Raw genomic sequence first — 14,221 nt, 5'->3', positions numbered from 1 at the left:
GGTATAAGAAGGGTGCATTAAAAGTATCTGTTAAGGTGTCCAGAGAAAATTAGGAAACCGAAACATACAACGTGGAACGTAATTACGATCGCAAGGACGTGTGTAAATTTGTTGTTTGGCCAAAACTTATGCTTTTTGTTTTTTCGTTCGAAAATATCGAATAGAATAAACAGTGCGGCATGATATAGACCATAAATAACATACTGCGCAACAGCGCTTCCTTGGATGTGCCAAATTCCCATAATGAAGAAGTTTAAAAATGCACCGATATACGAAATAGTGTAACGGTTCTTAATTAACTTTTTCTTCGTTGCAAAAAAGACGAAACGCATGTAGATAAAATCACGGAACCAGAATGATAAACTCATGTGCCAACGGTTCCAGAAGTCTTTTATATTACGACTAAGGAACGGTTTATTAAAGTTTTCAGGAGTTTTAATTCCCATCATATAACTGATACCAATTACGAACGCACTATAACCTGCAAAGTCAAAGAATAATTGCATGCTAGTAGCGTACATAAAAATCACGTTAGATAAAAGTGTATCTTGATTGGCGAATACGGCCTTTACAAGATATGTTGTTATTAAGTGCGCGATTATAAATTTGTACAGAAAACCTTGGAAAATACGGTTAAGTCCTGTATATAGTAACTTTTGATATTCTTCAGCGCTAGGCGGCTTTTGAATATCTTTTTGGAATCTACGGTAACGATCAATAGGTCCACTTGAAATCGCAGGGAAGAATAAAACAAACTCCCAGAAATTAAAGAAGGAAAGTTCTTTAATTAAATTATCACGAACTTCAAAGACCATTTGTACAGCTCTAAATGTTACGTAAGACATACCTGCGAAAACAATAAAATGCAATTCAGGTACAAATGGTGCGATTTTTGCCAAAATAAGTGGCAAAATCGATAAAATAACAGCTATACAAAACATGAATGTACTATTGTTTTGTTTTCTTAAAAGTAAATAGCCTTTAATAAGGGCATATTGCCAAATAATAAATGCAGCTAACATAATCGCTTGCTTCGGTTTATCCGAGAAGATAATAGCAATCATGACTAATGTTAAAACGGCATTATATTTACGCAACATTTTACCTTTTAATCCAGCTATGATAGTAGGTATTAACAAAATGCCCACTATAGCGAAAAAATAAAATGATCCATATGCGGTCATGCTGTAACCTCACTCAATAATTTTTTGCGATCTACCTTTCCATTTGGTGTCATTGGAATAGAAGATTGATACATGAATTTACGTGGAATCATGTAGTTTGGTAATCGCTCATTGAGTTCTTTTTTGATTGCAGATGTTAATTTGAATTCTTTTTCAAATGAATGTTCTCCAGGAACAACAACCGCTAATAAATAATCGTATTTCTCACCTTTTTTAATTGGAACGATAACTGCTCCTTCTACGTAAGAACACGCACGAAGGTGATGCTCAATTTCTTCTAATTCCATTCGATAACCATGCAGCTTAATTTGGAAATCAAGACGACCATTATAGAATAGAAGACCATTTTCAACATAGCCAGCATCGCCTGTTTTATAGGCGCGCTCACCGTCAATCATAGTAAATGCTTTTTCTGTTAATTCAGGGCTTCCTAAATATCCAACGCTTACGCTTGGACCAACAATTACGATTTCACCTTTTTCACCATCAGGCGCAATCGTACCATCTTCTTTCATAATAAGAAGGCGGCAGTCTGATTTACAGTAGCCAACTGGAAGTGATTTGTATTGATTAAGCACTTCTTCTGTAACGTGAATACCTGTTACAGCGACAGTAGCTTCAGTTGGACCGTACGTATTCATAATTGTTGCTTTTGGGAAACGCTCAATTAATTTTCTAGCTACTTCATTTGGTAACACTTCACCGCAGAATAAGAATGTTTTCATGTTTGGTAGCATACTCTCAGAGAAAGATACTTCCATTAAACACATCTCTGCGAAAGATGGTGTGGAAGTCCATACTTGTATATCCGATTGCTCTAAAGAAGCAAACAAGTCTTTTGGACGTGCAATCATATCTTTATCAATTGCCCAAAGTGTACCACCTGTTACTAATGATGGGTAAATATCCATGACAGATAAATCAAATGAGAAAGGTGCTTGGTTTAAGAATACTTGCCCCGTTTGTAAGTTGAAATCTTCTACAGCCCATTTTGTAAAACTTACAAGGCAGTTATAAGTAATCTGAACCCCTTTCGGATTACCTGTGCTTCCTGATGTGTAAATAATGTAGAAGTTTTCATCACCTGTTACCGCATGTTCAGGATTTGGAGTTTTCCCTTTATGAGTAAAGAAAATATCTTTTAAGTTGTCCTCACTTAGAATGCGAACTGGTAAATCAGTTACAGTTACTTCAGTTCCTGATAAAAGTAGTTTCGCACCAGAATTTTCAGCGATACGTTGTACACGATCAGCTGGGATAGATAAATCTACAGGAATATAAGCATGTCCAGCTTTTACACATCCTAAAAAGTTAATAATCATTTCAGGTTGCATATGGCCATACACCATAATTGGTGAACGATCATCTGGATACTCAGAAGAAATCCAATGTGCTAACGCATCAGAATCTTCCTTTAATTGTTTGTACGTAATTTTCGCATCTCGCCAAACAAAAGCAGTTTGATCAGGCGTTTCAATAGCCCACTTTTCAATTTGTTCTAATAACTTCATAACGTTCCCACCCTAGAATTCATTGTAAATAAATGTACTTGTGTTTGTATCATGGAATCCATACAACCAAAGTAATGCAAATAAAATTGCAAGGTAATAAACCGTCTTTGCAACCCATTGTGTGAGTGGTCGAGACCATATCTCTTTTAATCTTTCCATGTCTTTCCCTCTCTTAATGAAATAATAGCTCTTTGTAGGTATCATGTCCTACATTATTGTGAAAAAAACAAAATTCCACATTTTAGGTAAAAATAAGTCAAAAGGCTCTTTTCTGATATTAGCACTAAATACTAAAAAAGAAAATCCCTAACTTAGCAATTATATTACATTCAGCATCAATTTGTAATGGATTTGATATGTAAATAGGAAGTGGATTGTGTGAATACATAAAAGTGGACTAGAAGAATACGTAAAATATAGTATTTGTGCTTATGAGTCATTCGAGACAAAGTAAACTTTTACATTTCTAGCCCTTTTAAAAAGGAGGAAATTATCATGGATAGAGTGTGGAAGAATCTAATTTCGGAAGAAAATATCGTGAAATGGAGAAGACATTTTCATAAGTATCCGGAATTATCGTTTCATGAGAAAGAAACTTCACAATTTATATATAATACATTATGCACATTTTCTTCTTTTGAAGTAACGAGACCGACGAAGTATAGTGTACTAGCAATTAAAAGAGGAACGGAACAAGGGAAAGTAGTTGCGATTCGAGCTGATATAGATGCTCTGCCAATTCAAGAGGAGACGAGTAAATCTTATACGTCTGTGAATAAAGGAATGATGCATGCATGTGGACATGATGCTCACGCAGCTATTTTGTTGGGGACAGCAGAAGTACTGTCAAATATAAAGGAAGATTTTGCAGGGGAGATTCGTCTATTTTTTCAGCACGCAGAAGAGGTATATCCCGGCGGGGGACAAGAAATGGTTGAGGCAGGTGTAATGGACGGTGTTGATTATGTAATAGGTTTACATGTTATGTCAGGACTTGAGAGCGGAAAGATAGGCATTGCGTATGGGCCGATGATGGCGGCACCAGACGTATTTACAGTTGAAATTCAAGGGAAAGGGGGACATGCGGCGAGGCCGGAGGAAACGATAGATCCTATTGCTATCGGAGCGCAGATTATTACAAATCTACAACATATTGTATCAAGAAATACAAGTGCTTTCATGCAAAGAGTCGTTTCAGTTACGCAGTTTCATGGGGGAATGGCTGATAATATTATTCCTAGTGCAGCAACTTTAATGGGCACTGTTCGTTCATTTAATCAAGCATTAAGGTTGGAAGCAGAAGAGAAAATTGAGAAAATCGTGAAAGGAATTACAGAAGCACATGGAGGGTCATATACATATTCGTATCGATATGGATATGATCCGGTTATTAATGATGAATATATTACGAAAGTAGTAGAAGAAAGTGCACTACATTTGTTTGGAAATGAGCGTGTTGTGAAGCTTGAACCTTCTATGGGAGGAGAAGATTTTTCGGCATATTTAAGAAAAGCACCTGGTTGTTTTATTAAATTAGGGACTGGTAATAAAAAGATAGATACTTGCTACCCGCATCATCATCCAAAATTTGATGTAGATGAATCAGCTCTCATTTATGGAGTGGAATTATTTTTAGAAACAACAATGAGATTATTGAAATCATAGAAAAGTATAAAGTGCAACTTTAATCAGTGGGGGTTTTACTGCCCATTAAAGTGGGATAAAAAAAGGCAACTGCGCTCTATCGCAGTTGCTTTTATTTCTTTCCGTCAGAGAGGGCTGAGAAAGAACTATGCTCATTTATAGTATATGAATAGCTAACGGACAAGCTTGTACATTTTAATCATTTTTTAAAAAAAGTTGTTGACAGTGATAATCAATATCAATTAATCTAAAAATAGTTGAAATTGATAATTATTATCAATAGGATGGATGCGACATGTTAATGAGAAAAAAATTTCACCTTCTACGGAGGGGATTAAAAGATAAAAATAAAGAAGTTGATCAGCATATGGAATGGCAACGAAATGTAATTCGTTCTGAATATGTAGATGAGAAGAAGAGCATTCAAACAGAAAAAGAGATACAAAGTAAGGGGAGAGGTTCAGTTGAGTAAGTTAGTAATGATTTTTGCAAGTATGAGTGGAAATACAGAGGAAATGGCTGATCATATTGCCGGCGTGATTCGTGAAACTGAAAATGAAATTGAAGTGATTGATATTATGGATTCACCAGAAGCTTCTATATTAGAACAGTATGATGGAATTATTTTAGGTGCATACACTTGGGGAGATGGTGACCTTCCGGATGATTTCTTAGATTTTTATGACGCAATGGATTCTATTGATTTAACTGGGAAAAAAGCGGCAGTATTCGGATCATGTGATTCGGCTTATCCAAAATATGGCGTGGCAGTTGACATTTTAATAGAAAAGCTAAAAGAACGCGGGGCAGAAGTTGTGTTAGAAGGATTAAAAGTAGAATTAACGCCAGAAGATGAAGATGTAGAAAAATGTTTACAGTTTGGAGCTGAATTTGTAAAACACCTTTCTTAATGGCAGAAGGGAGATGAAGAGCAAGTGCATGAGAAAATCGCAATTAAAACGATGACAGATTATCATTTGTATGATTTTATGCGTTGTCCACATAAATTTTATTTTCGTCATATCAAAAGAAGAGAACCTTCTTCGTTTGAATGGCAACAAATCGCACAAATGATTGTGAATCGAATTATTAACGAATATTACACATTACCGGCAGGCCAACAAACGAAAATTGTACTTTTAATATTAATAGAAAAGTATTGGAAAAAAGTAAGGGTTAATATGTTTGCTTCGAAGATGGAGTATTACATTGTGTTAGCGAAGCTAACGGATCACTTATTACAGTTTGTTGAAAGAGATGATAGTCAGACACCACCGTTATTTTTATATGAAAAATTTCAAACATATATGGAAGAGTTAGGTGTCCACATGTCATTGACATTAGAAGTTGGTGAGTGGAGTACTGAGTCGTTTGTAATTAAGAAGTATGTTGTCGATGCGGATGAGGAAATGCTTGCTCTTTGTCAAAAGCTAATGACAGTATTTAGTTATAAAGCTTTCGGCATTCTTCCAGGGAAAATTGAAGTTATTAATTTAATAGAAGGAACTAAGTATGACTACACTCCGAAACAGGAAGATATTATAACTGGAATGGCTCATTTATCTAGAATGAAAGAAATGTTACAGCAACCTGAGCATTATACAGAGCGTCATTTTCGTTCTGAGTGTATAAGTTGTGCATTTCGTAGTGAATGCCAAGGGGAAGAAGTAAAGAAAGAAGCGAAACAGAAGAAAAATATCGTACATTAAAGGATGCAAATTTGCATCCTTTTTTGTTGTTGACATGAAAAGCTTTTCATCATGTATCGTATATTTGTAGCAGATTTTAATAAAGGGAGGAATAATCAATGAAAGATGAAACGAAAGTATTTCAATGGTTAAAAGAACAGAATGCCCCTTTTGGAATTCAACTGCAAATTTTACAGGCATTTCAACTGTATAAAGTCATTGTTGAAATGGATAAAAAGTTAATGTTATATGAGGAGAGAGAATATAGGGAGAGAATGTAATCTCATCCCTGTAGTATTGCTTTCAGTTGTTCTATACCAGCTAAAAATTCAAGTTCATTCTTTGTTTCAAAGTTATAAATTATATTATGTAGTAAAGGACTGTATTGATAAAAATTTGTGATACGGTGAGTGAGTAATGGATCATGGTGTGAAGTAAGTGTACAGTATTGTTCATATACTGATGTAGTAAATTCATGTCCGAAATCATCATATAGCCCAGCAAAGTCAAAGGCAGGATCTCCAATTTGAGCATCACCAAAATCAATGATTCCTGAAATGGTTTTATTTTGTTTATCAAATAAAATGTGATGATGTGTAAAATCAGCGTGAATGATTGTATTTTGAAATTTGGATGTAGCTAGACAGGCAAAGAAATTCTCGAATAAACGGTTTAAGGTTGATTTCTGGAACGAAGTTAGACTGTTAGTAACATACTCATTTAATTTAGTTTGTAGCTCTTTCCAGTAGGTAAGTGTTTTTTCGGTAGGGAACCCTAACGCTGTAACACTTTTTAGAGGAATGCTATGTAGAGCCGCAAGGAAAGTAGCTAATTGTGTAATAATTATTTTTCGTTCTTTTTCATCTAAGTTCGCAACTATTTCTGTTTTTAATGGTTCACCATGAATGAGAGTATAGTAGCTACAAAGAGGAACCTCATCAGATTCATTTGTATAAATTAGGTGATATTGTGGAACTTCGATTTCTTGTAGTGATTGAGTGAGAATTGTGCACAGTTCTTTTTCTAACGGAATTCGCATTGCATATTCCTGTTTTCGCGGGAAACGAAACAGTAGCTCATCATTTACTATAATCGCTACATTATCCCATCCTTCTTCATTTTGTTTATAGGAATGTATAGAAAGATTAGGCAAAGCTTCTTTTATATATTGTTTGTAAGAGTCCATAATTGTTCCTCGTTTCTAAGTTATTCCACTTTATGATATCAGAATTTTCTTTCTATATGTTAAAATATAATTATCATTATGAAGAGGGGCGGGAGTGTTATAAAGAAAAGACTATTAATCACTTCTCTCTGTATCGTTTTTGGATTGTTTTGGTCATATAAAGAAGAGGTTTTTGCGGGCTATAAACCGATTGATCAGTACGGATTAAATAAGGAATTAAAAAACAAAGGTATAGAAACTTTAACTCATAATGAAATGAAAAAGGTAGGAGAACATTTTGTGACCGAGCAACTATCAGTTTTTGAGTTTACTAATAAAGAAGATGTGAAACGAAAAGGTGAAGAACTATTTTTAAATAGAGGGTATGAACAATTAATGAAAAATTATTATCCAAATCGTTTTCAGGATTTAGAGTATAAATTTATAAACGAGGAGATACGTGAAGTGACGGATGGAAGTTTTCTCTATCAAACTGTAGCGTACGTGGCGGGTACTGAAAATGGTAAGAGAAGCGAAATGAAATTGAATTATGAAATGAAAATTGTAAAGGTTAATCATGCATTAAAGGTGTTAGAACAAAAACAGTACGTACAATAAAGAGAAATATGAACCAGTACCATAAATAGCGGAATAAAAAATCCCCCAGTTCTTTGAGGGATTTTAAAGATTTTCATTTTGTTGACCAAGTTCTTTTTGAGCAATATATAAATTTCCTTGCTCGACTTGTTTCTGAGTAAGAACAGAATCACCTGCATACCCTTTTTGTGTTTTTACAGTTCTTTTTGAACGATTGGAATTTTGTTTCTTCATATAATAAATCACCTTCCATCAAAAATAAACGAAAATGATAAGCACAAGCAATACAGCGGCAAAAATGGTAATCCCCATTAAAAACGAAGTGTTTTTATATTTAGGTTGTTTATGTACATCTTGCCGATATCCAGGTGAAATTTCAGGGGCGAATTCTTCGTCGAATGATTGCTTTTTTTCTTTTTCGTCCATATGTATCCACCTTTCTTTTTCATTATGTTATACGTTACAAGAAAAAATATGCATAAAGAAAACAACCGCTATATTATGAGCGGCTGTTTTGCGTTGTATATTTTCTCTGAACTTGAAAGAGACGGATAAGGAGGAAGGTTGCTCCAAATGCTAGACCGATAATAAGACCGATCCAATATCCTTTTGCTGCCCAATCAGTATAGGTTGCTAATATGTAACCGAGAGGGAGACCAATTACCCAATAGGCGATTAATGTCATAATTAAGGCGACATTTACATCTTTATAACCACGTAGTGCCCCTTGTACAGGAGTTGCAATTGCATCTGAGATTTGAAATAAAATCGCAAATATAAGAAATTCTTTTGCTAAATGATGAACTTGTATATCTGTCGTATAAATAGAAGCAATTTCATCATCAAAGAAGTAAAGAAGAATGGAATATAATAGGGCGAATGCAAGTGCTAAGCCAATCCCGATAAATCCATATTGTTTTGCATTATTATATCGTTTCGCTCCAACTTCAAATCCAACAGAGATGGTCATGGCCATTGCTAAACTTAAAGGAGTCATATATAGCAAGGAAGCGAAGTTCATAGCGGCTTGATGAGCTGCGATTGTTGTCGTACTAAAATTACTCATCATAAGTGTTACTGCAGCGAAAATACTCGTTTCAAAAAAGATAGCAAATCCGATAGGGACGCCAAGTTTTAAGAACTCTTTCCAACTAGAAAGAGAAGGGCGATATAACTGTTTAAAAATATGGAAAGATGCAAAAGGCTCTCTCGTACGAATAATCATAACGGTAATAATTAAAATGCACCAATAGGTTGCTGTAGAAGCAATTGCTGCTCCGACACCACCGAGTTTTGGAAAACCGAAATGCCCAAAAATTAATACATAATTTAATATTACGTTAATAGGTAATGATAGTAACGTAATAATCATCGTTGTGCGAGTTTTTCCTAATGCATCAATAAATCCACGTAAAACAGTGTAAGTAAATAAAGGAATAATTCCCATTGCAATAATACTTAAAAATTGTGCTGCAATACGTTCTACCGGTTCTTCTAATCGCATGCCATTTAAAATGGGTGTAACAGCGAAAAATCCAATAAGCATAACGACGAAGCTAGCGCAAATTGCTAAATAGACTGCTTGTATGATGACTTGGGGAACATCTTCTTTTTTCTTGGATCCAACGAGTTGCGCAACAATTGGAGTTGTAGCCATCAAAATACCTGTTAATCCCGTACTAACTGGAATCCATATACTCGTTCCGATAGCAACCCCTGCTAAATCAATAGGGCTTGCATGTCCTGACATTGTTGTATCAAAAAAGCTCATTGCAAATAATGACATTTGCGTAACAAAAATCGGGAAAAATAGTAATACAAATTGCTTTAATTTTTGTGAGAATGTACTAGTTTCTTTCATAAAATCCCCTTTCTACGTAAAAAAGAAAACTCTTACTATCATACAATTTAATCAAAAAATAGAAAAGGAATAAGCTTATTAAAACTACGGTTTGACTATAAAAAAGGATGCACTTTGAAAGGGGATAAGGTATTATGGTAAGGTATGAAAAAATTACATATTATTAGTTATTAAGGAGGCACTACTCGTGGCTGATTGGTTAATTGGAATAATCATGGGTGCTGTTGAAGGTTTAACAGAGTTTTTACCAGTTTCATCAACAGGGCATATGATTTTAACAGGTCATTTACTTGGATTTGACGATGAGAGAGCGAAAGTTTTCGAAGTTGTTATTCAATTGGGATCGATTTTAGCAGTTGTAGTTATATTTTGGAAGCGTCTATGGTCTTTAGTAGGTATAGGGAAAGTAACAGACGGACCATCGTTAAATTTATTACATATTATTATCGGAATGATTCCTGCCGGCGTACTTGGCGTATTGTTCCATAGTGCGATTAAAGAAGTTTTATTTGGGCCAGGCCCAGTTGTCATTAGCTTAGTGGCTGGTGGTATTTTAATGATTGTTGCTGAGAAGTTTTCAAAACCAAGTACAGCAAGAACATTAGATGAAATCACATATAAGCAAGCATTTACAATCGGAATGTTCCAATGTTTAGCACTTTGGCCAGGATTTTCTCGTTCTGGTTCTACAATAAGTGGTGGTTTATTAGCTCGCGTGTCACATACAGCGGCAGCTGAATATACATTCATTTTAGCAGTACCAATGATGGTAGCTGCAAGTGGCTTAGATTTAATTAAAAGCTGGGATATATTAAGTGCGGCTGATATACCGCTATTTGCAACAGGATTTATTACGGCGTTCGTTGTTGCAATGCTTGCAATTGTTTCATTCTTAAAATTATTATCTCGTGTAAAACTAACACCGTTTGCTTACTACCGTTTCATTTTAGCTGCGGTATTCTATTTCTTCATTATGTAATAAAAAAACTGCCGAGTTCGGCAGTTTTTTTTTTATTTTACTACTTTTTCCATCATGCTTTCCATTACATGTTCCCAAAGAGAAGTGTCATCAGCTAATGTGGCACGGAAAGTAGCGTACATTTCTTTTTGTTTCTCTTCGAATGTTGGATCTTCTTTTTCAGGCAATGTAGCGCGCATTGAAGTTACTAACTCTTGTACTTTTGGAGCACGTGGTCCCCAAACGGCTTGTTCGTTTCCATCTTTATCAATGAAAATAAAGATTGGAATCGCACGTGCTGTTCCGTTTGTTAAATATTGATCCATTAATTCTAAGTTTTCATCGCGAATTAATAATGACATATCAATATTTGCAACTTCAGAAATTCGTTTCATAACAGGTACGCATAAAAGAGCATCGCCACACCAATCAGCTGTTAATACGATAACACGCCAGCCATCATTTTGACGTTCTTCTAATACAGGAAGTAATTCATTTGGAATTAAAAAATTATTGTAAATGTGCAGTAGCTCGTATTGATTTACTTTCATTTCATTCACATATGTATCAAAGGACATACCTTTATCAGCCCATTTTTGTAAGTTCATAAGTAACACCTCTTTAGTATGATTTGTTTTCATTGTACCAATTTTTATATAGAAAAGCTTGTATTCTTACTCTTTCTTGTCACTTAATAATTTACTTAATAGGAAAAAGAATAGTACGACACATAATTCAGCTATGTTGGATAGTTGCACGCTCTCTATCCAATCGTCAGCGGTATGAATGACGAACCAATCTAGCGTAATTTCAATGATTGCGAAAAGAGTAATAGAAAGCCAATTTGGCATGTTTTGTGTCATTGGATATAGCAGTGCCTTGAAGAAAACGAAGATGAAAAATATAATACCATCTAAGAAAGTAATTAATAAAAAAAATAGAAGTAAGGCAGTGCGCGATCGATACTCTACACCAGTAATATGAAAGATTCCTACATATATAAAAAATATAAATGCAAAAATTACAATGAGGAACAGAATAACAAAACCAATGATCAAAGTTTTATCTTTTAGATTGAAATTCGAAAATTTGTCTTCTTCACCCACTATCCCAACTCCTTTTTTTGGAAATTTAACTTCATTTTATCATGAAATATCTATTAAAAAACTACGAATTATGGGAAAATAAGGTGACAAAAAGTAAGATTTCATGTAAAATTATTAATAAGGTTTTTATTTAATCAAATGAAATAAAAGGGGCTGTCAAAGTTGTCTCAAAATCGAGAGCAATTAATGGAAGAACTATCGACAAATGTTTTTGCTATGTTCCGCACGTTGCGTAATGATATTGGAAAAATATTTGGTGGTTACATACCGTGGAATGAGTTCATCGTCCTTAGAATATTGAATCGTACGAATAAAGAAATGGTATCACGTGTGGCGAATGAGTTAAATGTGTCGAATAGTCATATTACAGCTGTTACAGAAAAATTAATTAATAAAGGTTTTGTAACTCGTTCACGTTCTACGTCAGATCGCCGAGTTGTATATTTGGAGATTACTGAACAAGGAAAAGATTTAGTTGCAAAAATGGAAGGTGCAAAAAAACAATATTTGCAAGAAAGATTTTCTACGCTCTCAGAAGAAGAAATGAATATAATGATATCTATTTCGAAAAAACTTATTTAAGTCATTATAAGCAAGAAAACGCTTACACTTCAAAAAAAGAAGACTTTCCTTATATGAGGAAGGGCTTTTTTCGTATGTAAAAGATTATAAAAAAGAAAATATGTAACATACTACTAATAAAGGAAGGGGGCAGAAATATGACAAATCGAAATGGTAGTAAAGGGAGCGGAAATCAAGGCTCACCGAAATCAGGGCAATTTCAACAAGAGTTTAGTGCAGAATTTGAAACTGGTAACGATAATAAAGGAAAAGAATATCGTTCGAAAAAGGGAAGTAAATCAAAAAAGGAGTGAATCATTTCACTCCTTTTTTGATTTAAGATGCGGCAGATTGATCTGTATTATATTTTTCTTCTGATTTTGCGACAATCATTGCGCAAATTGCATCACCAGAAATATTTACAGCTGTTCTTGACATATCTAGAATGCGGTCAATACCGATAATTAAGGCAATACCTTCTACCGGTAGATTTACTTGATTTAAAACCATCGTCAGCATTACAAGCCCAACACCTGGTACACCAGCAGTGCCGATACTAGCTAGTACAGCAGTTAATACGACTACAGCTAGTTGGGAAATAGTAAGTTCAACGCCGTATACTTGAGCGATAAATACAGTTGCTACACCTTGCATAATGGCAGTACCATCCATATTAATTGTTGCACCTAGTGGTTGTACAAAAGAGCTAATTGCTTTTGGAACACCAAGCTTCTCTTGTGCGGTTTTCATTGCAAATGGAAGAGATGCATTAGAGCTAGATGTACTAAATCCAATCGCCATTACTGGTCCGAAATGTTTAAAGAAACGGACAATGCTTTCTTTTGCCAATACTTTTAATAAGCCACCATATACGAAGACACCGTGAATAATAAGTACTAGCATAACGACAATCATATACTTGAACATCGCAGCGACGCCTGCAAGACCCATTTTACCGACGGATGAAGCAAGCAACCCAAATGTTCCGATTGGAGCTAATTTCATAACGAGATTAACGAGATACATCATTAATTCGTTGCCCTGTTCAAGTAATGAATGAATACCTTGGACACGTTTTCCTAAAATAGCTATACCAAGTCCAATTAATACGGCAAAGGCAATAATTTGTAACATGTTTCCATCAGCCATCGCTTTTGCTGGATTATCTGGTACGATATTTAGCAATGTATCGACGAAAGATGTTTCGGTTTTTGCACCTTCATATTTAAGCCCTTCGGTTTTAAAATTACCACCAGATCCTGGTTGTATAATCAGTGCAAATGTAACTGCAATAGAGATGGCAACGGCTGTAGTTACAAGAAAGAATGAAATTGATTTTAAACCAATTCTTCCAAGTTGCTTCGGATCTCCAAGACCAGCAGCTCCAAGTACGATAGAAATGAATACAACAGGGACAACTAGCATTTTAATGAGGCGAATAAACAATTGACCAAGTGGATTGAACACATATTGATTTAATGGTTCAAAAATGGATGGTGCAGCTAAATTTAAAGTGAGTCCGACAACTAAACCGAGAAATAATGCAATTAAGATTGCTTTTGTTTGTTTCAATAAAATCCCCCCTTATTTTTTGTAAAATAGCTTTCTACATTAATTGTACCGAAAAACTACCTATTTTGACAATATTTTCTGAATATTTCGTACAAAAAGTATCTATTTAAATATAGATTGCTTTTACTAAAGTAAGCAGAAAAAGCTAAATAAACTATTTAGAAAACAAAATAGACCATCACATAGGATGGTCTAGGGAAGGGGACAATTTATGTCAATTTAATTAGGGATGGAAGTTGTTCAAGACACTGGGGAATGTCTTATAAATTAGGGAGGAACAACTTCGATACATATACTATAAAAGATAGATGTGACCGGGGTGTGAACATAGAGTGAAAGAGAGAGGGAGTTTTAAATAGAAGATAGAAAGACAA

General features: G+C 34.7%; 19 protein-coding genes. 9 read left to right on the top strand and 10 right to left on the bottom strand.

From position 1 onward, the window contains the following. Positions 1-17: 17 nt before the first annotated feature. From dltB to QCI47_RS21175, 3 genes are read right to left on the bottom strand one after another with little or no spacing between them, the layout of a single operon-like run. On the bottom strand, positions 18-1,184 hold the full coding sequence (gene dltB / locus QCI47_RS21185) for a D-alanyl-lipoteichoic acid biosynthesis protein DltB (protein WP_000127926.1): 1,167 nt from the start codon (positions 1,182-1,184) through the stop codon (positions 18-20). Further along, positions 1,181-2,695 carry a D-alanine--poly(phosphoribitol) ligase subunit DltA gene (gene dltA, locus QCI47_RS21180; RefSeq protein WP_076875843.1) on the bottom strand — a complete coding sequence of 505 codons (1,515 nt, stop codon included), beginning with the start codon at positions 2,693-2,695 and terminating at the stop codon, positions 1,181-1,183. Before dltA ends, dltB begins: the two co-directional genes overlap by 4 nt. Before the next feature lie 12 nt (positions 2,696-2,707). After that, entirely contained in the window at positions 2,708-2,854 is a 147-nt protein-coding gene (locus QCI47_RS21175) for a teichoic acid D-Ala incorporation-associated protein DltX (RefSeq protein ID WP_000440293.1), read from the bottom strand. A gap of 336 nt (positions 2,855-3,190) precedes the next feature. Between QCI47_RS21175 and amaA the strand changes: the two genes are divergently transcribed. The 5 genes from amaA to QCI47_RS21150 all read left to right on the top strand — a co-directional run bounded on the left by amaA (position 3,191) and on the right by QCI47_RS21150 (position 6,308). Then, a complete protein-coding gene (amaA, locus tag QCI47_RS21170) occupies positions 3,191-4,360 on the top strand; it encodes an N-acyl-aliphatic-L-amino acid amidohydrolase (RefSeq protein ID WP_061131210.1) in 1,170 nt (389 codons plus the stop codon). Positions 4,361-4,634: 274 nt separating this feature from the next. Beyond that, complete coding sequence (locus QCI47_RS21165; protein ID WP_000929012.1) at positions 4,635-4,811, top strand: hypothetical protein; 177 nt, start codon at positions 4,635-4,637, stop codon at positions 4,809-4,811. Further along, positions 4,804-5,250 (top strand): flavodoxin, encoded by a 447-nt coding sequence (locus QCI47_RS21160; protein ID WP_000041150.1) that lies wholly within the window; start codon positions 4,804-4,806, stop codon positions 5,248-5,250. Before QCI47_RS21165 ends, QCI47_RS21160 begins: the two co-directional genes overlap by 8 nt. 24 nt (positions 5,251-5,274) lie before the next feature. Further along, complete coding sequence (locus QCI47_RS21155) at positions 5,275-6,048, top strand: hypothetical protein (protein WP_000544556.1); 774 nt, start codon at positions 5,275-5,277, stop codon at positions 6,046-6,048. Between the two features lie 98 nt (positions 6,049-6,146). Beyond that, positions 6,147-6,308, top strand: a complete 162-nt coding sequence (locus QCI47_RS21150) for a hypothetical protein (protein WP_000651089.1) — start codon at positions 6,147-6,149, stop codon at positions 6,306-6,308. A 2-nt stretch (positions 6,309-6,310) separates the two neighbouring features. Here QCI47_RS21150 and QCI47_RS21145 read toward each other — a convergent pair whose 3' ends face one another. Next, a complete protein-coding gene (locus tag QCI47_RS21145; protein ID WP_000378999.1) occupies positions 6,311-7,213 on the bottom strand; it encodes an aminoglycoside phosphotransferase family protein in 903 nt (300 codons plus the stop codon). A gap of 78 nt (positions 7,214-7,291) precedes the next feature. On the opposite strand from QCI47_RS21145, the gene QCI47_RS21140 reads away from it, so the two are divergent. Then, on the top strand, positions 7,292-7,810 hold the full coding sequence (locus QCI47_RS21140) for a hypothetical protein (protein ID WP_061131214.1): 519 nt from the start codon (positions 7,292-7,294) through the stop codon (positions 7,808-7,810). Positions 7,811-7,873: 63 nt separating this feature from the next. On the opposite strand, the gene QCI47_RS21135 is transcribed toward QCI47_RS21140, so the two are convergent. The 3 genes from QCI47_RS21135 to QCI47_RS21125 form a co-directional block, all read right to left on the bottom strand. Then, the gene (locus QCI47_RS21135; protein WP_071741624.1) at positions 7,874-8,023 is read right to left on the bottom strand and encodes a hypothetical protein; all 150 of its coding nucleotides are present in this window, start codon (positions 8,021-8,023) and stop codon (positions 7,874-7,876) included. Positions 8,024-8,041: 18 nt separating this feature from the next. Then, positions 8,042-8,215, bottom strand: a complete 174-nt coding sequence (locus tag QCI47_RS21130) for a hypothetical protein (protein WP_000343560.1) — start codon at positions 8,213-8,215, stop codon at positions 8,042-8,044. A 73-nt stretch (positions 8,216-8,288) separates the two neighbouring features. After that, positions 8,289-9,650 (bottom strand): MATE family efflux transporter, encoded by a 1,362-nt coding sequence (locus QCI47_RS21125; RefSeq protein WP_061131215.1) that lies wholly within the window; start codon positions 9,648-9,650, stop codon positions 8,289-8,291. 187 nt (positions 9,651-9,837) lie between these two features. Between QCI47_RS21125 and uppP the strand changes: the two genes are divergently transcribed. Continuing rightward, complete coding sequence (gene uppP, locus QCI47_RS21120; protein WP_000796248.1) at positions 9,838-10,629, top strand: bacitracin resistance undecaprenyl-diphosphatase; 792 nt, start codon at positions 9,838-9,840, stop codon at positions 10,627-10,629. A 32-nt stretch (positions 10,630-10,661) separates the two neighbouring features. Here the strand turns inward: uppP and QCI47_RS21115 are convergent, their stop codons facing one another. Together QCI47_RS21115 and QCI47_RS21110 are read right to left on the bottom strand one after the other, a co-directional pair. Beyond that, a complete protein-coding gene (locus QCI47_RS21115) occupies positions 10,662-11,249 on the bottom strand; it encodes a thioredoxin family protein (protein ID WP_353811944.1) in 588 nt (195 codons plus the stop codon). A gap of 33 nt (positions 11,250-11,282) precedes the next feature. After that, entirely contained in the window at positions 11,283-11,714 is a 432-nt protein-coding gene (locus QCI47_RS21110; protein WP_000503434.1) for a YrvL family regulatory protein, read from the bottom strand. A 162-nt stretch (positions 11,715-11,876) separates the two neighbouring features. On the opposite strand from QCI47_RS21110, the gene QCI47_RS21105 reads away from it, so the two are divergent. After that, complete coding sequence (locus QCI47_RS21105) at positions 11,877-12,296, top strand: MarR family winged helix-turn-helix transcriptional regulator (RefSeq protein ID WP_000081439.1); 420 nt, start codon at positions 11,877-11,879, stop codon at positions 12,294-12,296. A 137-nt stretch (positions 12,297-12,433) separates the two neighbouring features. Next, positions 12,434-12,589: a hypothetical protein gene (locus QCI47_RS21100; protein WP_000184931.1), complete on the top strand. Its 156-nt coding sequence runs from the start codon at positions 12,434-12,436 to the stop codon at positions 12,587-12,589. Positions 12,590-12,611: 22 nt separating this feature from the next. On the opposite strand, the gene QCI47_RS21095 is transcribed toward QCI47_RS21100, so the two are convergent. After that, entirely contained in the window at positions 12,612-13,847 is a 1,236-nt protein-coding gene (locus QCI47_RS21095; RefSeq protein ID WP_000814817.1) for a dicarboxylate/amino acid:cation symporter, read from the bottom strand. Positions 13,848-14,221 lie beyond the last annotated feature (374 nt).

Source organism: Bacillus cereus group sp. RP29, assembly GCF_040459765.1.
GTDB lineage: Bacteria > Bacillota > Bacilli > Bacillales > Bacillaceae_G > Bacillus_A > Bacillus_A paranthracis.
Note: the sequence above shows the minus strand (reverse complement) of the source record. Positions and strands in the feature narration are given on the sequence as shown.